The organism is Pseudarthrobacter sp. efr-133-R2A-89, from assembly GCF_030209315.1.
GTDB lineage: Bacteria > Actinomycetota > Actinomycetes > Actinomycetales > Micrococcaceae > Arthrobacter.
The window spans coordinates 18,535-36,422 of the sequence record NZ_JARVSE010000001.1 but is presented as its reverse complement, the minus strand read 5'-3'; the positions used below and the strand labels follow the sequence as shown (position 1 = coordinate 36,422).

Genomic DNA, 17,888 nt, shown 5'->3' with positions numbered 1-17,888 from the left:
CAGCGCCAGCCACTCACACCAAGATCCAGGAGAAACACCGCCATGGAAGACACCAGCGCCCCGAACGAGCCCGTCGTAACCTCATACGCCCAGGCACCCGCCAGGACCATCACCGCAGGAGGTGTTAGTTACGCCTACCGCGAGCTCGGGCCAAAAGGCGGCATTCCCGTCGTGTTCTTCGTTCATCTGGCAGGCACCCTTGACAACTGGGACCCCCGCATCATCGATCCCATCGCCAGGAACCGCCACGTCATCACCTTCGACCAGCCCGGCGTCGGCGCTTCCAGCGGACACGTCCCTGGCAGCATCGAAGAAATGGCCGACGACGCTTACACCTTCATCCAGGCCCTCGGGTTCAACACGATCGATGTCTTCTCCTTCTCACTGGGCGGCATGGTCGCCCAGGACTTGGTCACCAAACATCCCGGTCTTGTCCGCAAGCTCGTGCTGACCGGAACCGGTCCGCGCGGCGGTAAGGACATCGACAAGGTCGTGGGCACCACCTACTGGGACATACTGCGGGCGGCACTGACCCGGTCCGACCCCAAGGAGTTCCTCTTCTTCAACCGCAACACCGCCGGCAAGACCGCCGCAAAGGCGTTTGTCCAACGTCTTCAGGAAAGAACGAGTCATCGTGACAAACCAATCAGCCCCCGCGCCTTCCAGACGCAGCTGAACGCAATCCGGAAATACGGCCGGTCTGCCCCGTCCGACCTGTCCACCCTCACCCAACCCACCCTCATCGCCAACGGCGACAACGACCGCATGGTGCCCTCCAAGCTCTCCGACGAACTGCACCAACGCATCAACGGATCCGAACTGATCATCTACCCCGACTCGGGCCACGGTGGCATCTTCCAGTACCACGACAAGTTCACACCCGCCGTCGTCGAATTCCTCTCCCCCTGACCACAACACCCGCAAAAGAAGGCCCTAATGGGCACCTCACCGGCACCAGCCCAACCCCGGCCTCTGGCCCGCAATCACAGGCGAAGAAACCGCCATCCCGGCGAACCGGAAGATCGACGGCATCGCGGAAGTCACGCGGACCGTAGGAAACAGACTTGTGCCCGCCTTGGTTGGTACCCGGACGCTCAAGGAACTGCGAACCCAGTCCTTCATGCCTTGGATCGCGAAAATGTGAGACACTCTGCACGTCGCCCACGACAACCCGGCAGGCCAGCGCTTCCACGCATTAATCATCCTGGGATTCGCCGATCGGGCAGCACGCGCCGCATTCTTCACCGTTACCACCGTCCGCAACCTCTCACTTCAACTGGCGCCAGTGGTCTCCGCCATCCACGCCTACGAGTTGAAGCAGCACTGACCCAGTAAAGGAAGGCAAGATCCTCCCCTGCTTCGAACAGTAAAGGCGGCTGCCGGGCAACCCGGACCTCCACAGTTTCGACGATATACTCAATACTGAGTCCAGTCAGTTACGGCCGAGGAGCCATCATGCCCGTCACATCCCCGCCGCTCGGCAGGCGCGAGCGGAACAAACAGGAAAAGCTGGGCCGCATCAAAGCCGCAGCCGCAGAGCTGTTTGCTGAGCACGGCGTCGAGGACGTCACCACCCAGCAAATCGCCGACAAAGCCGACATTGGCACCGGAACCCTCTTCCTTTACGCCAAATCCAAAGGCGAACTCCTCCTCCTCGTTCAAAACGCCCATTATGCCGAGGCCCTGCAACGGGGACGGGCTGACGCTGGAGCCATCGAGGATCCCCTGGACGCGGTGATGGCCATCGTGCGGCCGATCGTGGAGTGCAACCGGACCCAGATCGACAACGGACGCTTCTACCTCCGGGAAATGGTCTTCGGCGACCCCACGGAGCCACACCACAATGAAGCCCTCACCATCGTTGCCCAAACCGAGGAGGCCATCGCCGCCATACTGGGCCGCAACACAATGGCTGCTGCCGATGCTGCGACAAAGGCGCGCATCGTCTCGGCGATCATGTTTGTCGCAATGGCAGCAAGTGTGAATGCCGGATTGGACGTCAATACGATCGTGCAGGAAATCAGGACACAAATCACCCTGCTGATACCCCGCTGACCGGGAGGGCACCTCCGTCAGGCCAGCAACGCATATCTTTTTTGCGGCCTGCGAGCTTAGCCCTGACGTCGAGGCGCCAAAGAGGAAAAGACTGCTCGACCGAGCTGGTCCCTCTCCTTGCCCTAGCACAATCCCTACCGGTGAACCCTTCGGGCCGGGGATGGTAGTTCAGGCAGAAGTATCGTTCGAGGAGATCTTCGCCCCTATTCGTCGTCGTGACGACGATACGCGATGAGTCTGAAGCTGTGGCGAGGGTGGCGGCCTCGACGAAGTAGTCTCCCGCTGATCGGGCTCCTGCGCCCGGATGAGGTACAACCCAACCTGACGTTCAAGCGCCTCAACAGGGGGAATTCGGTTGTCAGTGGAACTCCAGTCCTCTTGTTGGCAACCTGCGGAACCGCAGCGAGTGACTTCGCCCTTTCCTGGCACATCAACGCAGTGTCATTGCCTCGGATTTGATTCCTAAGCGCTGTTCCCCCAGCCTTGACGCCGACAGCCAAGAAGTCTGCCGGCGTCAGGGGTGACGTCCTAGTTCTATAGGTGTTGTTGACGAGTCAGGCCGTAGGGAACGGCTGGGTGCGCTCGAACAATATAGCGGCCGGCCCCCACGCGGGTGACCATGATCCCGGTTTGGTGGCGGCTTGCCGCATCCTTGATCGCCTCGATAGCCTCGTTTAGGGCGGAGTCCAGGTCGGAGCTGTCGTTTACGTTGACCTCGACCATCCCAGGGGAAGTCTGCCTCTTCGCTGCCGTAGTCATGGTTTCAGGTTGATCGTCGTTGCGGACGGCAGATCCGTGACGGAGAATCCGGCCCGGATCTGGTAGTTGCCGGGTTCGTAGTTCCAGCCGTTGTTCCAGTATGCGAGGAGTCGGGTGGGGATCTGCAGGTTGACTGAGGTGCTTTCGCCCGGCTCTGCCCAGACGGGCGTCGAACCTATGAGCCAGCGGACGGGACGGTCGACGGCGGAGTCCTTCTTCTCCGCGTAGACCTGAACAACTTGCTTGCCGCCCCTTTTACCGGTGTTAGTCAGGGCGACCTGCAGGGCCAGGCTGTCGCAGGGGGCCACAGTGGTGGGCCCTTCCACGTTATCGAGGGTCCATGTTGTGTATCCGAGGCCGTAGCCGAAGTCGTAGGCGGGGGTGGCGCCGGCTTTGAGCCAGGCGCGGTATCCGATGTGGATACCCTCGTCGTAGCGGAGCTTGCCGTCGGCATCGGGGGTTGTGTTGAGGACCGGGACGCTGGCCTGAGTTGCCGGCCACGTAGTGGGCAGACGGCCTCCGGGCTCGGTGGTGCCGGTGAGGATGTCGGCCAGCGCGTTTCCGAATTCCTGACCGCCGAAGTAGCCGATCAAGGTCGCGGCGACTACGTGGCGCCACGGCATGATGACGGGAGAGCCGGCGTTGACGATCACAACGGTGCGGGGGTTCGCTGCGGCGATGGCGTGCACGAGCCGGTCCTGATAACCAGGCAAATCCAGGCTGGTCCGGTCGTAGCCTTCGGATTCGACCCGGGAGTTTGTGCCAACAACGACGACGGCGACCTCCGCTTGCCGCGCAGCTTTCGCTGCTTCGATGATGAGCACCTCGGGGTCGATTTGAGCGGGTTCGGTGCCGAGGGTGACGCTCAGGGCGTTGTCGAGGGGGCCCCTCCGGTTTGATGTGTCCAGTTCGACGAGGACTTCCACGGCAACACCTGCGGTTACCGGGATCTCCACCGTTGATGACGGCGGGGCGAGGAAGGACTCGGCGATGTCTTTGCCGTTCACCTCCACCTCCGCCTCATGGACGAGAATTCCGTCCACGTGGATCCGTACCCCGCCTACGGTGGCGGCCCCCAAATGGACAGAGCCTGTTTCGTCGGGCGTGTAGATCGTGTGCAACCGGACCGTGGAGGATTCGCGGATGGGGGCGTCTCCTCCGAACCAGACGAGGGCGGTGGACCGGCGGTCCTCCGTGAACAGTTCCTTGCCGTCGGCGTCGAGGAACGCAACCCGCAGACCGGGAATGCCGGTGGCAGGGTTAGTTATCTGTGCCAGGGGCAGTTCGGCGACGCCTTCCTGCACGATGGCACCAGTGCTGTAGGTGACGCTGTCTGCCCCGAACGCGGCGCGAATCCCTTCAAGCGGGGTGACGATCTTTTCCGGGAGCACGGTCGCTGACCCGCCGCCCTGGGTCCGGGCGTACTTGGCGTTATGTCCGATGACCGCGATCGTGCCCACTGCGGCTGGGTCCAGCGGCAGCACGCCGTCGTTCTTCACCATCACAGTCCCCGCAGCGGAGGCTTCCCGGGTAAAGGCCACCAGGTCCTCCCGGTCCACGGGTTCGGCGCTGACAGGTTCGAAGCCTTCCAGGGCGCCGACCCGGGCGGCGAGCTGCAGGATCCGCAGGACCTTCCGGTCGACGCTTGCTTCTGCCACCTCACCGGCGCGGACCGCTGCGACCAGCGCGTCACCCCAGGGACCGTCAGGACCTGGCATGACAAGATCCTGGGATGCGTTGGCGGAGTCGACGCTGCGCACGGCGGTCCAGTCGCTGATCACGACCCCGTCGAAACCCCATTCACTGTTCAATGGTGTTTCGAGCAGGTCATTCTCAGTTGCGGTGGTGCCGTTGATCGAGTTGTAGGCACTCATGACCAGCCAGGCGCGGGATTCAACGACGGCCTTTTCGAAGGCCAGCAGGTACAGTTCCCGCAAAGGGCGCTCATCGACGATGGCGTCAACGGTGAAACGGTCGGTTTCGGAGTCGTTGGCGACGTAGTGTTTCGGCGTCGCCCCGACACCATTGCGCTGGACACCTGCGACATAGGCTGCCGCCAGTTCTGCTGTGAGGACCGGGTCTTCGCTGAAGGCTTCGAAGTGCCGGCCGCCCAAGGGCGAGCGGTGCAGGTTGATGGTGGGCCCGAGGACGACGTCGACGCCCTTGCGCCTCGCTTCGACCGCGGATGCCGCTCCGAGACGGTCAGCGATGGCGGGGTCCCAGCTGGAGCTGATGGCCGTGGCGGAAGGGAAATTCACGGACGGCTGGCGTTCATCCCAGACTTCGCCGCGGACCCCGGTGGGGCCGTCGGAGACCAGGATGCGGCGCAACCCGATCTTTTCCATCGGCCAGGTGGTCCAGAAGTCGCGGCCGGTCAGCAGCTGGACCTTTTCTTCAAGGGTAAGTTGGGGCAGCAGGGCTCGGAGGCGGTCGTCGATGGCTTTGTTGGAGGTCTTCTGTGCGCTGAGGGTTTCCATGGGCTGGTGGTGGTTCCTATGCGTGGGTTGGAAGGATGATGAGTGGGTGCAGGACGGTCAGTCGTGCTGGAGTGCTTCCTGCCGGCGGGTCTCGAGGATGTTACGGACCTTGGCGACGTCCCGCGGGTAGCAGCCGTAGAGAGCGGTGAGGACCACTGCATTGACGAGCATCAGGATGACGAGAGTCCAGAGGAACACGGTCTGGATGCCAAGCGACGCTGCGAGTGCGCCGGCGCCAAGGGAGAAGACAGCCCAGCCGATGGTTTCGAAGACGGTCAGGAAGATCGCGAAGGCCTGGTTGCGGAGTTCAGGCAGGACGACGGCGGCGACGATGGGGCGGTTGGCGGGCGGGTTGGCGCCTTGGGCGAAGCCCATCAGTGCCCAGAAGATGCCGTAGATGCCGATGTTTTCGTAGTTGAACTGGGTGGCGAAGAACGCGACGACGGCGAAGAGGACCTGTGCGCCTTGCAGGTAGGCGACGCGGCCGCGGTCCGGCAGGATGCGGTCGAGTAGTGCCATGAGCCAGCCGCCGCCTGCGGTGCCGGCGAAGTAGCCCAGCCCGAAGGGCAAGAGCACGATGGCGGCCACGGCGTTGGTGAAGTGGCGTTCGGCGACGAGGAACTGGATACCGAAGATCACGATCAGCAGGTGACCGGACAGCAGCCGGGAGAGCATCATGACGGAGAAAGTGGGGATGCGGAACAGGGAGAGCACGGTGCCGAGGGTGACTTTCGGGGCCAGGGTTTCGCGTCCTGTCAGGTCGGCGAGCTGCTTTTCGGACGCGCCCACTCCGGGGTCCTTGAGGAAGAACATGACGAGCAGGCCCGCCGCGATGCAGATGGCGCCGATGGCCCACATGCCGTACCGCCATCCGTCGGTCAGTCCGGTGAAGAGCGCGATGAGGGGGCCGATGAATGAGCTGATGAGGCTGATGAAGCCGTAGAAGTAGCCTGCGGCCTTGCCGCGCTGGCTGTCGTCAAAGGAGTCGGCGATGATGGCGTTCGCGATCGGGCTGCCGCCGATGATGGCTGCGGACATCAGGGTGTTGAAGATCAGCAGCTGGACGAAGTCGTGGGAGAAGCCGGCAGCAATGCCGAAGGCACCGCCGACAAAGGTTGTGGCGACCAGGGCCTTGCGGCGTCCGATTCTTCCTGCCAGCCAGGCCCAGGCGGGGCCTGCGGGTACAGCGACAAGTTTGCCCAGGGCCGCCAGGAGCCCGAGGTGGCTGCTTTGCAGTTTCAGCGCGGCCGCTATGGTCGGAAAGAGCGTTGTGCTGAGACCGGCTTCGGTGTTGTCGACGACGGTGACACCGGTGAGGACGGCAAGGTTGCGCCACCGGTGCGGGACGTTTTGGGCCTGCGTGGAACCTTCCACTGGGTTGGCAGCGGCTGTCTTCTGGGCCGGGGTTGTGGGGCTGTGGTGAGTGCTCATTGAAGGATTCCTGTCTTCGTTGCCAGGGGATAGATGGGTGGGTTGTGTCAGGCCGTGGGTACGGCGGTGAGTGCTTCAGCGATGGGGCTGAGGACGGCTGCCGGGACAGCGGCGACCGCAGCAAGTTGGTAGAGGGTGAGCTGCGCCGGAAGGTTGACGAGTTCGGTGCTGACGAGATCAGGTAGGTGCCTTTCCAGGACCTCGCGTGCCTGGGGGTCCTGAAGGAGTTCGAGGACGGGGACGGTCAGTGCCGCTCCCCCACCGGGAAGGGACTCCAGGGCGGGCAGCGGTTCCAGGGCCAAGCGGGCGCGGTCGGCCTGCTTCCGGACCAGCAGGTGGTCTTCGCTGGGTTCGCCGGCCACGGGAAGTCCTAGGCGTTCGAACTGGCTTGCAGGAGCTTCACTGGCGTGCATGAGCTTCACCAGGAGCCGCAGCATGCGCAGTTCAGTTTCGTCGTCCGTGAGCGGGTTGTTCTGCTGCGGGTCGTTCTCGAGGTCAAACAGCAGAGTCCCGTGGGTCCAGGGGTTCATGAAGGAACTGGTCTGCACGGACATGGTCCGCAGGCCCTTGGTGAAACCGAACGGTTCGGCGGGTTGCCAATTGGCCAGTTCGGGCACGGTGAAGCGGCTGCGCATGTGGGTGGGCATGAGGGTGTAGTCCTCCAAGGGCCCGTTGCCGGAATCGGCTGCGGCGCGCATATAGACGTACCGGCCATCGGTGACGTTGACGTGGCCACCATGGATCCCGAACAAGGCAGCGTCGCGGACTTCAGCGGAGTCGTTTTCCATGACGAGGGCGAGGTCTTGGCCCTGCATGTCCGGGGTGGGTTCGAGGCCGAAGAAGCGCAGCATGGTGGGGGCGATGTCAATGGTCTGTGCCAGGGCTCCCCTGCGGGTGTCGCAACCGGCGGTGCGGGGATCCCAGAGGAACATCGGCAGGTGGACTAGTTCGTTGAACCAGGGCTGGACTGATTTGGCCCACCAGCCGTGCTCGCCCAGCAGGAAACCGTGGTCGGTGTTGACCAGCAGGAGGGTGTCCTCCCAGAGGTTGTGCTTGTCCATCGCGTCGAGGATCCGGCCGAGGGACTTGTCACACATGGATACCAGGGCGGCGTACTCGTAGCGGGCGTGTTCCACCTGGCCCTGGGATTCGCTGACCTTCTGGTAGCCCGGCCAGTCGAACTCCGGACCGTCGTACTGGTGCGGGTACATTGCCTTGTAAGCCTCGTGGGTGAAGAACGGCTCGTGCGGGTCGAACAGCTCAATCTGAAGCATCCATTTATCCGCGTCCTCGTTCACGTCGAGGAAGTGAAGGCCGGCGTCAACGGTTCTGGTCTGAGAGTGTTCCTCTTCAGTTGCCATGTAGGAGCGGTTGATCAGGTCCTGCCGCTTCATCTGCGACCGCCAGTCCCCGCCCTCGATTGCCGGCTCGACGACGCCCTTCCAGGGGTCGCCTTCCTGACCGCGGAAGAATTCCCAAGTGGTGTAGCGGGGGTGGTAGGTCGCTCCGCCGTCTTCCCAGTAGTGCGGGTGGTCGGACACCAGGTGCGTGTGGACGCCAGCCTGCTTCAGAAGCTCGGGCATCGAGTCATCAAAGGGCTCCAGCGGTCCCCAGGAGCGGTGCAGGAAGTTGTACCGGCCGGTGTGCATTTCCCGCCGCGCGGGCATGCAAGGCATGGATCCCGCGTAGAAGTTATCGAAGGTGGTCGCCTTGGCCGCGAGCCGGGCGAAATTGGGTGCGTGCACGATGGTGTCGGCTGCGTAGGGGGAAAGCATGTGCCTGTTGAGGCTGTCGAACATCAGGATGATGGCCCGCATGGGGAATCCTTTCAAAGACAAGAAGTCAGGCGCGTGGAGGAGGTGGGCGAGCATGCCGTCATGGAGTTAAGGCACGCGTGCACTAAAAATGGAACCGCGAGTGTTATCCGCGGGGTTCAACGGGGAGTTCATCCCCGGGAAGCGCCGTCAGCGAGCGAGAAGAGAGCTTCCCGTCCAGCAGATCGCGGCGCAACTCGATCATGGCAGCGACGTGGGCGTCGATGGCCGCCGCCCCCATCAGGTGCATGCGCTCCCCTACGGCATCGGCAAGTTCTGCGTCAAACGGGATAGTCGGCGCCCAGACCTGCCTCCGGTCCCTGTTGCGGTAACGGGCAATTTCAGACTGCCGGGTTTCAATCTCGGTATCCAGGATGCGGAGCAGTTGCTCTGCGCTCATGAACCCCGAGAAGGTCAGGCGAACGCCCAGTTCGGGATCCTGAAAGCGCGACGGCGGCTGGTAGGGTCCCGTAAGCCAGTCAAGGAAGACAGTGGCTCCTTCCTGCGTCACGCGGTAGGTTTTTGCGTCTTGGGCGCCGGGGCGGGGATCGAGCTCGTGCATGACCCACCCTTGTTTCTCCATGGCGTTAAGCGAGCGGTACACCTGGCTCATTTGGGTGTTTGAGCGCAGGAACCGGCCGTGGGTATCGAGGTACTTCTTGAGGTCGTATCCAGTGCTCGGGTGCTCAAGGAGCACTCCAAGGAGAATGCTCTCCATCTTCATTGATGCCTCCGGAAGGTCGTTGGATGCCGTGAGGTGGATCACCTCGTTCTCATTGAGCATGACACAAGTGGAATAACAGGTCAATAGCACTTGTGGAATGGTTTCTGACGTCGCATAGTAGATGAAAGCTTCAAGGGAGTAACCGACGAGGACCCCTTTTAGTGAAGGAGGAGCATGGACTGCCACACCCCGGGGACCAGCCCCAGTTGCTGCGCACCCAATGGCGGAGCAAACACCCGCACTGCCGCAAAGCAAGACGCGCGACCAGCAGTACGAGCTTCCCCCACTACCGCATCGACAGCGCCTATACACCAGGACGTCCCCGTCCCGGCAGGTTCATTCCTCATGGGCGACGCATTCGGGGAGGGCTACCCAAGCGACGGAGAAGGCCCCATTCACAGGGTGGAGCTGGACGCATTCAGGATCGACGCGACCACGGTGACAAACCGGATGTTCGCCGCCTTTGTGGCGGCCACCTCTTACCGTACGGAGGCCGAACAGTACGGCAGCTCGGCCGTGTTCCACCTCCTCGTAGACGCACCGGATGCAGACATCCTTGGCCGCGCGGCCGGAGCGCCCTGGTGGATCGACGTCCGCGGTGCGGACTGGGCACATCCAGCGGGCCCGTCCTCCAACTGGACCCAGCTTCCTGGTCACCCGGTCGTTCACGTCTCCTGGAATGACGCGCAGGCGTACTGTCAGTGGGCCGGCCGACGACTGCCGACCGAGGCGGAATGGGAATGTGCCGCGCGCGGCGGACTGACAGGGAAGCGCTATGCATGGGGGGACGAGCTCACTCCGGGCGGGGAGCACCGCTGCAACAAATGGCAGGGGACCTTCCCAACAAACAACAGCGAGGATGACGGCTTTCTCGGCACCGCCCCCGTAAAGTCCTACCCCGCCAACGGCTACGGGCTCTACGAGGTTGCCGGAAATGTCTGGGAGTGGTGCAACGACTGGTTCCTTCCCAACTTTTACCGGACCTCGCCCAGCCAGGATCCGCAGGGGCCCGTCACTGGGGCCGGCCGGGTCATGCGCGGCGGTTCCTACCTGTGCCACGAGTCGTACTGCAACAGGTACCGGGTCGCCGCCCGTACCTCCAACACGCCGGAATCCTCCAGCGGAAACTGCGGCTTCCGAACGGTGACCCTCTAATGGTCAAGGTCAAAGAACCCAAATGGCGCCGCAACGGGGAGATGCCGGACTACCGCTTCTCACTGGCAAACGAACGCACCTTCCTGGCCTGGATCCGCACCGCTATGGCCATCCTCGCCGGCGCCATCGCCGTCGACCAGCTCACCCCGCAGATCGCCCCGCCCCCGGTCCGGATCATCCTGTGCCTCGTGCTCGCCGTCATCGGCGCGCTGCTGGCCCTGGAAGCCTACCGGCGCTGGTCTCTGCAGGAACAAGCCATGCGCCAGAAACGGGAACTCCCCCACGCCTGGCTGCTCGTGGCGATGACGACCGTCATCGCACTGGCCGGCACCGTCGTCGCTGTTCTCATCCTTGTCCGGTGACACCACGGGACCCAGGGCTGCAGCCGGAACGGACCGCACTCGCCTGGCGGCGCACCTTCCTGGCAATGATCGTTTCCGACTTCTTTATCTGGCGCGCTTGGACAACATCCCTCACCCCCCACGGCGGCGACATCGCAGGCTCCTCGCTCGGTCTCGGCATCGCAGCGGCCGTCGCGGCGAGTGCCACCGCCGTAATCGGAATCTGCATCCTGCACCGCAACGCAAACCTCCGCGACAAAAAAGCGGCGCATCCAGTCCTCCTCCGCACCGCGACGGGGGCAATCATTGCCGTCGGTACCGCCACCATCTCTTCAATCCTGCTGGGCGGGTGAAACACCGGCCGAGAACAACCGTGTGGGAAACGCACCGATACGCGCCCGCACACACGCGCGATAGTCGCCAAACCCGCTTTCCGACCGAGCCAAGTTGCCGGGCGGGTTCAACGACACGGGCTGGGCAGGCTTTGGTGGACGAGCCCAGACGCGAGTGGCGGGTCTTCTTGGTGCCCACAGGTTCGCCCAGAAGAGAACGCCCAGTCCGAAAGGAGCAGAGGATGCTGCCTCATCCAGCGCTCAAAGCCAGAGTGGTGGTGCTTGCCAGAATCGACGACTGTCCGAAACGTCAAGCTTTGTCAACACCAAAAACATAATAAGCTCTTGACCTGCGGAAACACTGTGCCCGAGGTGGGACTCGAACTTCATTCCCGCCCTTGAAAACACTGGGCTCCCGCGAAAACATGCGGAATTCGAAGAAGTCCGTCAGCTGTACGAGGCAGTACGAGACGAAAAGTGTGAACATTGTCCACACGCCTTTCGGGGCGCTGGAGAACTACCGGGGCACCAGATGCCTGGAAATCTCGGCGGCAGAGTCCAGCAAGTCGATGGTGCCCGCGGCGACTCCGACGACGAGGTCGAAGCCCTCCTCGGTGGTGAAGCCATGCCGGGAACCGTTGATCCACAGCAGCAGCACCATGAGCGTCCACGCCGTCCGTTTGTTCCCATCAATGAGTGGATGGAACCGCGCGACCGACTCCAACAAGGCTGCCGCCTTCACCGCCAGTTTCGGGTAAGCCTCCGCACCCATGACAGTCGTGGCCGGCCTGGCCAACGCCGAGGCCAACAACCCGACGTCGCGGATAGGGAAGCCATACCGATCAACTATCTGAAGTGCATCCTCAATGTCCAGATACGCTGTCACGCGTCCTCAAGGCGCTTCAGCAAATCAGCGTCATGACTCATAACAAAATCAAGGCCCTCGCTGATCTCACGCCGCCGCGCATGGCGCTGCAGAACCAACTCTGCACCCTGCAACAGAAGCGCGGACTTCGACGTATGTTCCTCCGCAGCCAACGTCTCCAGCCGCCGATCGAGGTCCTCAGGAACACGAAGATTCATAGCCATGTCACCATGGTACCAAAACGGTACTGACACCTCAGCAGGCGGCACGCGCCTTCGATTCGAGTCCCGAGCTCAAGGGGCGGGAGCACCGGGATGAAGTTCGCTGCCCGAATCTTTCAGTCGGCCGGGCGCCTAAATCCGAAGGGTCCCGTCGGCTTTATCGAACGGCCGATATCGGCCTTCGAATTTGACCTGGGGATGGCTCGGAGAAGGACGCCCCTGGGCTTTTCTCTCGCTTACCAGCGCGTGACAGGTTGTCCCCGGCCAGTGCCGACGTTTTACCCTCAGTCGCCGGCGCCTGCCATCACCCTTGGCGAAGTGGTGCCTCAGGGGTAGCCCAGGCGGCAATCCCGAGCCATGATGGCACCATGACTGATCCCCAACGGAAGCTGTCCGCCGCCGAACTCGCCGAGGCCGGGCCTACCGGCTGGCACGTGACCGGCGAGGCCCTCGCCGCCACCTTCAGGACCCGGAAGTTCTCCACCGGCCTGGAGCTCGTAAACCGCATCGGCGCCTCCGCCGAGCAGGCCAACCACCACCCCGACCTCACACTCACCTACCCCGAGGTCGGCGTCACGCTCTCAAGCCACGACGTCGGCGGCATCACCAGTCGCGACATCGACCTCGCCCGCACCACCAGCGGCCACGCCGCGGACCTCGGGGTCGCCGCCGTGGAGTGAGTCCGCGCCGTCGAGCACAGGGCGAACGGACCATCGAGGCGCTAAGCGGCCTTTACGGAATCTTCATTATCAGCCTTTGAAATCAGACAGGGAGTGCTCGGTATAGGGCTACTTCCGGCCGATATCGTGACGGTTTCTCCCCAAGCTCTCCCAGTCCAAACTGCCCCACTCTGCGTCTAGACGCCGGGCGGCGCCACGAGCTGGCCGCGAAACGCTCCCTCTTATTTATCAGGCCGGAATGAGGGAGGACGTCGCGTCGAGACGGTGGATTTCCAGTTCTGTGAGGGCCAGGGAGGCTGCACCCATGAGGTCGGGCAGCTGTTCCGCGGTGCGGGCGCTGGCGATTGGGGCGGCGATATTGGGTCGGGTGAGAAGCCATGCGAGGGCTGTGGTCGCAATAGTGGTGCCTCTCTCCTGCGCGATGTCGTCGAGGACGGAGATGACCCGCAAGCCTTCGGTACTGAAGTAACTGCCTGCCATCTTTTCTCGGGGTGTGCCCACGAGGTCTTCACGGGTCCGGTACTTGCCGGTGAGGAATCCGCTGGCGAGGGACCAGTAGGGGATGACCCCGAGCCCGTTGGTGGCAGCCAGTGAAGCCAGTTCGCCCTCGAAGTCAATTCTGTGTACCAGGTTGTAGTGCGGCTGCAGGGCCACGGGACGGGCATAGCCGTTGTCGTCCGCGATCCTGATCCATTCCCTGATCCGGTCCGCGCTGTAGTTGGAGAGGCCGACGTGACGGACTTTTCCGGCGATGACGAGATCATCGAAGGCTCCGACGGTCTCCTCCAGAGGAATAGTCTCGTCATCGAAGTGCGCATAGTAGAGGTCGATGTAGTCGGTGCCGAGGCGTCGCAGGGATGCTTCGGATGCTGCCACGATGTTTTTCCGGGACAGGCCGGCAAAATCGGGGTGCTGGCTGACTTTCGTTCCGATGATGACCTGAGACCTGTTGGAGCGCCGTGCCATCCAGTCTCCGATGATGGTCTCGGATTCCCCTCCGATGTTGCCCTCGGCCCAGGCCGAGTAGCTGTCTGCTGTGTCGATGAAGTTGCCGCCCTGTCCGGTGAAAGCGTCCAGAACACTGTGGGAAGTCTGTTGGTCAGAGGTCCAACCGAATGTGTTTCCTCCCAGGGCGAGCGGGAAGATGCTGAGATCCGAATGTCCGATAGTCGTCATTTTCAAGGTCCTTTAGTAGTGGTTCTGTCAGACGGAGAGCGCGTCGATGGCTTCCATCTCGGCCGTGTTTAGGGTGAAGCCGTTCAGGTCGAGGTTCTGGACGATGCGTGCGGGATTGGTTGAACGCGGGACGATCTGGGCGACGCTGACGTCATGGTCTTCGGCCAGATGAAGCAGTGTCTTGTTTTGCAGGACGGGACCGCCCTGACCCAGCGGTGACCAGGCTGTCGTGACGATGCCGCGTGCGGTATTTTCCGCGACCAGGCTCTTGCGCTGCCGTAGAGGGTTTAGTTCGATCTGGTTTACCGCGGGGGTGACGTCCGAGTGCTGGGCCAGGAGGTCAAGATCGGCGGCTTCGAAGTTTGAAACACCGATGGAGCGGACGGTTCCGCGTTCCAGGAGTTTTTCCATGGCCCGCCAGGTTTCGGCGACCAGTCGGGAGTCGGGCTGGGGCCAGTGGATGAGATAGAGGTCGATGACGTCGGCATCGAGCAGGCGGCGTGAGGTGTCGAACGCTTTCAGGGTTTGAGCGTAGCCCATGTCGGCGCGCCATACCTTGGTGGTGAGGAAGACGTCTTCGGGGGTTAGCCCTGCGTCGCGGATGCCCTGACCTACGGCCTGTTCGTTCGCGTAGAAGGTTGCGGTGTCAAAGGCGCGGTATCCGGCGCGCGCGGCGGCGGCAATATCGGCGCGGGCGGTCTGCCAGCATCCGTATCCGACCGGTGGGATGCTCGCTCCGGTATTCAGCTGGATGTTTCCTGCGGTGGTCATGCTGTGATCCTTTTCTTGCCAGGGTTTGGTGTGGTGCGTTTCTGGTGCGTTGCGGACGCGAGCCAGATAACGAGGGCGATGAGAACGAAGGCGCCAGCCTGCACGCCGACGAGGGGCATCCCTCCGGCGCTGAAGGCAACCGTGCCCGTAAAGGCTCCGGCTGAGCCGCCCAGGAACACTGCGAACATGAAGACCGTGTTGGCCTGGGCTGATTGGACCGGGTTCGCCGCCAGGGTCCGGGCCTGGTTAGCGGAGAGGACTGTCTGGTTGGCCCAGGTGATGACGAACATGCTCGCACCAAACAGGACGGCCGACGAGGGATCTATGATCACCGACAGCACGCCCAGGAGCAGGACCAGCAAGAACACGAGACCGACCGGAAGGGGCCCGAAACGGTCAACGAAGCGGCCGCTGAATGGGGTAGCGATTCCGGCGGCAAGTCCGACGGCCCCGAAAAGGCCGGCCGAAAGGACGCTCCAGCCGAATCCAGGTCCGGTGAGGTGCAGCACCGTGACCGTCCACAGGGAGTTGAAGGTGGCGAACACGAAGAACTGCATCAGCGCAGACTGGATCAGTTCAGGGCTCCGCCGGCTCAGCTGAAGGGTCGAGGCCAGCAGGTGCCGGTACTTGCCGCCGGCGGCGTGCAGCTGGAGCTCTGTGGCCAGGGCAGTGCGCAGGAACGGCAGCACGGCCAGGACCAGGACGGCGAAAGACAAGACGACCCACCGCCATCCGATGGTCTGGACGAGCAGGCTTGCGATGATCCGGCCGCCAAAAATTCCGATCAGCAGGGCGCCGGCCACTGTTGCCAAGGCAGCGCCCGCCTTCCCTTTGGGGGCTAACCGGCTCGCGGCCGGGATGAGGATCTGGGCAATGTTTGCCACCAGGCCCACTGCCAGGAATCCCAATGTGACTCCCACAATCTCGGGCAGCACCGCCGTTACCGCAAGGGCCGCGGCAAGGAGAACCGACTGAATCGTGACCTGCCGCCGGGGCTGGACGCGATCAGCGAGGGGAACCAGCAGGAAGATGCCGATGGCGTAACCGGCCTGAACGCTGGTCGCGATGACACCGGCCGCTGCCGGGGCCACGCCAAAACCAGCCGCCAGCACCGTCAGCATGGCCTGTGGCAGGTAAATAACGCTGACCGCTGTAGCTGCGGCGACCGCGAGAACGATCAGTCTGGCGGCCCAGGACCATTCCCGCGCATTTCCCATCAGGGCACGTACCTTTCAGATGACTGGCTGCTTAGCACAACGGGCGGAATGATCCGATCGGCCTCAAGTTCACGGAAGAGTTCCAGGAACCGGTCTTCGCTGTCGAGGCAGTCGGTGAAGCCGGCCTGGCGGGCCTTAATGGTGGAGGAGACGTTGTCGAACCCGGACCGCAGCAGGAAGTCGCCGAATTCCCATCCGACCAGGTCTTCATACGGAGTCGGGACCAACGAGTGCCGGGCCACCAGCCGCTCCCAGACGTATTTGAGCTGAGGCATCGCGTCAGCCAGGGGCACCGGCTGGGGTTCGGCGTAATCCATGCCGAGGTGACGGGCGAAGGCCGGCCACAGCTGGCGCCAACGGAACTGGTCACCGTTGGTGATGTTGAAGACTTCGCCGGCGGCCTGTGGATCCGAGCCCGCCCATACTGTGGCCCGGGCAAGCAGCCCTGCATCGGTGACCTGATAGAGGGCGTCAAAGGCGGCAATCGTGCCGGGAAACCGTAGCGGCTGGCCCAGTTCACGACAGATGCTGGCGTAGACGGCGATCACCATCAGCAGGTTCATTGGGTTGCCGACAGCGTAGCCGACTACCCCTTCGGGACGCAGGATGGTCAGGTCAAAGCCGCGCTCCGCTGCGGTTTGACGCAGCAGGTCCTCCTGGTCGTAGTAAAAGTTCGGCTGCACGAGGCGCGGGTCCCGCTCCTTGGCCGGTGTGTTGAAGTAACCCGGATGCGCCCCGTAGGCCTTTCCGCCCTTATACAGGGTGACGTGACGCAGTGGGGCACCGGCGCTGTAAAGGCCGTCAAGGGTATTGCGCAGCAATCCGACGTTGGCCTCTGAAAGCTCCCGGGACGTCGGGCGCTCGGCGTAAGCGCCGAAGACCAGATGCGTTGTGTCTTCGGCCTCAGCCAGACCTGACGCGGAGGCTGCGGGATCGCTGAGATCTACCGACAAGTGGTCCCAGCCGGCGCCCTGGACGGGGCGCCGGCTGATGCCGCGAACCTGCCAGCCCTGACGTGCATACTCATCGGCGGCATGCCGTCCGATCACTCCCCCGGCCCCGGCAACAAGCACGCTGCCCTTCCGGCGGGGCTGGTCCGGATCCCTGAGGTGCTGCTCAGACAAGGCGGGCTCCGCCGTCAACGTGGTGGATTGTTCCGGTCGTGAAGCCGTTATCGATCAGGTGCAGGACTGTAGAGGCGAGATCCTCAGGACGTCCGATGCGGCCGGTCGGCAAGGATTTGGCCTGCTGTTCAAAAGCTGCTGCTTTTTGGTCGTCGGGGAGGTGGGACCAGCCCTCGGTGTCGGTCATGCCCGGGCTGACGGCGTTAACCCGGACGGGAGCTAGTTCGACGGCGAGAGAACGGGTGAGGCCTTCGACGGCGGCATTCACTGCTGTCACGGCGACCGTGCCGGGCGCGGGGCGGTCGGCGGCGACGCCGGAGAAGAAAGTGATGCTGCCGGTGTCCGGCAGCATCGGCCCGAAGACCTGGACGGCGCGGTAGTAACCCCAGAATTTTGCTTCGAAGACGTTCCGGGCGTCGTCGATGGCAAGTTCCCGGAAAGGGGCATAGGCCAGGGCGGCGGCGGAGAGGACCAGGTGGTCGATAGGGCCTGTTGCCGCAGCGGCTGCCCGGATGCTGTCCATGTCAGTGAGGTCAATCTCGAGGCCGACGGCGCCGCCGCCAATGTCCCGGGCCGTGGCCTGCGCGCGGGATTGCGTGCGTCCGGCAACGATGACCGCGTCACCGCGTGATGCCAGCAGTTTCGCGGTGTCGCGACCTATGCCGGAGGTTCCGCCGATAATCAGTACTGTCTGCGAGGTGCTCATGCCGATGTTCCTTTGGGTTCGGGCCGTGAAGGCAAATTGG

General features: G+C 63.2%; 18 protein-coding genes. 6 read left to right on the top strand and 12 right to left on the bottom strand.

Annotation, left to right across the window (positions count from 1 at the left end; genetic code table 11):
* Positions 1–42: 42 nt before the first annotated feature.
* A complete protein-coding gene (locus QRM95_RS00190; RefSeq protein ID WP_285245921.1) occupies positions 43–909 on the top strand; it encodes an alpha/beta fold hydrolase in 867 nt (288 codons plus the stop codon).
* A gap of 546 nt (positions 910–1,455) precedes the next feature.
* On the top strand, positions 1,456–2,055 hold the full coding sequence (locus QRM95_RS00185) for a TetR/AcrR family transcriptional regulator (RefSeq protein WP_285245920.1): 600 nt from the start codon (positions 1,456–1,458) through the stop codon (positions 2,053–2,055).
* A gap of 534 nt (positions 2,056–2,589) precedes the next feature.
* On the opposite strand, the gene QRM95_RS00180 is transcribed toward QRM95_RS00185, so the two are convergent.
* The 5 genes from QRM95_RS00180 to QRM95_RS00160 all read right to left on the bottom strand — a co-directional run bounded on the left by QRM95_RS00180 (position 2,590) and on the right by QRM95_RS00160 (position 9,320).
* Positions 2,590–2,778, bottom strand: a complete 189-nt coding sequence (locus QRM95_RS00180) for a hypothetical protein (RefSeq protein WP_285245919.1) — start codon at positions 2,776–2,778, stop codon at positions 2,590–2,592.
* Positions 2,779–2,810: 32 nt separating this feature from the next.
* The gene (locus QRM95_RS00175; protein WP_285245918.1) at positions 2,811–5,291 is read right to left on the bottom strand and encodes a beta-glucosidase family protein; all 2,481 of its coding nucleotides are present in this window, start codon (positions 5,289–5,291) and stop codon (positions 2,811–2,813) included.
* Positions 5,292–5,348: 57 nt separating this feature from the next.
* Positions 5,349–6,722, bottom strand: a complete 1,374-nt coding sequence (locus QRM95_RS00170; protein ID WP_285245917.1) for an MFS transporter — start codon at positions 6,720–6,722, stop codon at positions 5,349–5,351.
* A 47-nt stretch (positions 6,723–6,769) separates the two neighbouring features.
* Positions 6,770–8,539, bottom strand: a complete 1,770-nt coding sequence (locus QRM95_RS00165) for a sulfatase (protein WP_285245916.1) — start codon at positions 8,537–8,539, stop codon at positions 6,770–6,772.
* A 103-nt stretch (positions 8,540–8,642) separates the two neighbouring features.
* The gene (locus QRM95_RS00160) at positions 8,643–9,320 is read right to left on the bottom strand and encodes a PadR family transcriptional regulator (protein ID WP_285245915.1); all 678 of its coding nucleotides are present in this window, start codon (positions 9,318–9,320) and stop codon (positions 8,643–8,645) included.
* Between the two features lie 114 nt (positions 9,321–9,434).
* Here QRM95_RS00160 and QRM95_RS00155 point away from each other — a divergent pair, with 114 nt between their 5' ends.
* From QRM95_RS00155 to QRM95_RS00145, 3 genes are read left to right on the top strand one after another with little or no spacing between them, the layout of a single operon-like run.
* On the top strand, positions 9,435–10,415 hold the full coding sequence (locus QRM95_RS00155) for a formylglycine-generating enzyme family protein (RefSeq protein WP_502934916.1): 981 nt from the start codon (positions 9,435–9,437) through the stop codon (positions 10,413–10,415).
* The gene (locus QRM95_RS00150) at positions 10,415–10,777 is read left to right on the top strand and encodes a YidH family protein (protein ID WP_285245914.1); all 363 of its coding nucleotides are present in this window, start codon (positions 10,415–10,417) and stop codon (positions 10,775–10,777) included. The genes QRM95_RS00155 and QRM95_RS00150 overlap by 1 nt, the downstream gene beginning before the upstream one ends.
* Positions 10,774–11,109: a DUF202 domain-containing protein gene (locus tag QRM95_RS00145; RefSeq protein WP_285245913.1), complete on the top strand. Its 336-nt coding sequence runs from the start codon at positions 10,774–10,776 to the stop codon at positions 11,107–11,109. Before QRM95_RS00150 ends, QRM95_RS00145 begins: the two co-directional genes overlap by 4 nt.
* Positions 11,110–11,605: 496 nt before the next feature.
* On the opposite strand, the gene QRM95_RS00140 is transcribed toward QRM95_RS00145, so the two are convergent.
* A complete protein-coding gene (locus tag QRM95_RS00140) occupies positions 11,606–11,974 on the bottom strand; it encodes a type II toxin-antitoxin system death-on-curing family toxin (protein ID WP_285245912.1) in 369 nt (122 codons plus the stop codon).
* On the bottom strand, positions 11,971–12,177 hold the full coding sequence (locus QRM95_RS00135) for a hypothetical protein (RefSeq protein ID WP_285245911.1): 207 nt from the start codon (positions 12,175–12,177) through the stop codon (positions 11,971–11,973). Before QRM95_RS00135 ends, QRM95_RS00140 begins: the two co-directional genes overlap by 4 nt.
* A 365-nt stretch (positions 12,178–12,542) precedes the next feature.
* On the opposite strand from QRM95_RS00135, the gene QRM95_RS00130 reads away from it, so the two are divergent.
* On the top strand, positions 12,543–12,854 hold the full coding sequence (locus QRM95_RS00130; RefSeq protein WP_285245910.1) for a 4a-hydroxytetrahydrobiopterin dehydratase: 312 nt from the start codon (positions 12,543–12,545) through the stop codon (positions 12,852–12,854).
* Positions 12,855–13,082: 228 nt separating this feature from the next.
* On the opposite strand, the gene QRM95_RS00125 is transcribed toward QRM95_RS00130, so the two are convergent.
* The 5 genes from QRM95_RS00125 to QRM95_RS00105 are packed head-to-tail and all read right to left on the bottom strand — an operon-like array spanning position 13,083 to position 17,848.
* Positions 13,083–14,030, bottom strand: coding sequence for an aldo/keto reductase (locus QRM95_RS00125; RefSeq protein ID WP_285245909.1), 948 nt, complete (start codon positions 14,028–14,030; stop codon positions 13,083–13,085).
* Positions 14,031–14,057: 27 nt separating this feature from the next.
* A complete protein-coding gene (locus QRM95_RS00120) occupies positions 14,058–14,801 on the bottom strand; it encodes an aldo/keto reductase (protein ID WP_285245908.1) in 744 nt (247 codons plus the stop codon).
* Positions 14,798–16,018: an MFS transporter gene (locus QRM95_RS00115; RefSeq protein ID WP_285245907.1), complete on the bottom strand. Its 1,221-nt coding sequence runs from the start codon at positions 16,016–16,018 to the stop codon at positions 14,798–14,800. The genes QRM95_RS00120 and QRM95_RS00115 overlap by 4 nt, the downstream gene beginning before the upstream one ends.
* Positions 16,018–17,142 carry an SDR family oxidoreductase gene (locus QRM95_RS00110; protein ID WP_285245906.1) on the bottom strand — a complete coding sequence of 375 codons (1,125 nt, stop codon included), beginning with the start codon at positions 17,140–17,142 and terminating at the stop codon, positions 16,018–16,020. Before QRM95_RS00110 ends, QRM95_RS00115 begins: the two co-directional genes overlap by 1 nt.
* Positions 17,135–17,848, bottom strand: coding sequence for an SDR family oxidoreductase (locus QRM95_RS00105; protein WP_285245905.1), 714 nt, complete (start codon positions 17,846–17,848; stop codon positions 17,135–17,137). Before QRM95_RS00105 ends, QRM95_RS00110 begins: the two co-directional genes overlap by 8 nt.
* Positions 17,849–17,888 lie beyond the last annotated feature (40 nt).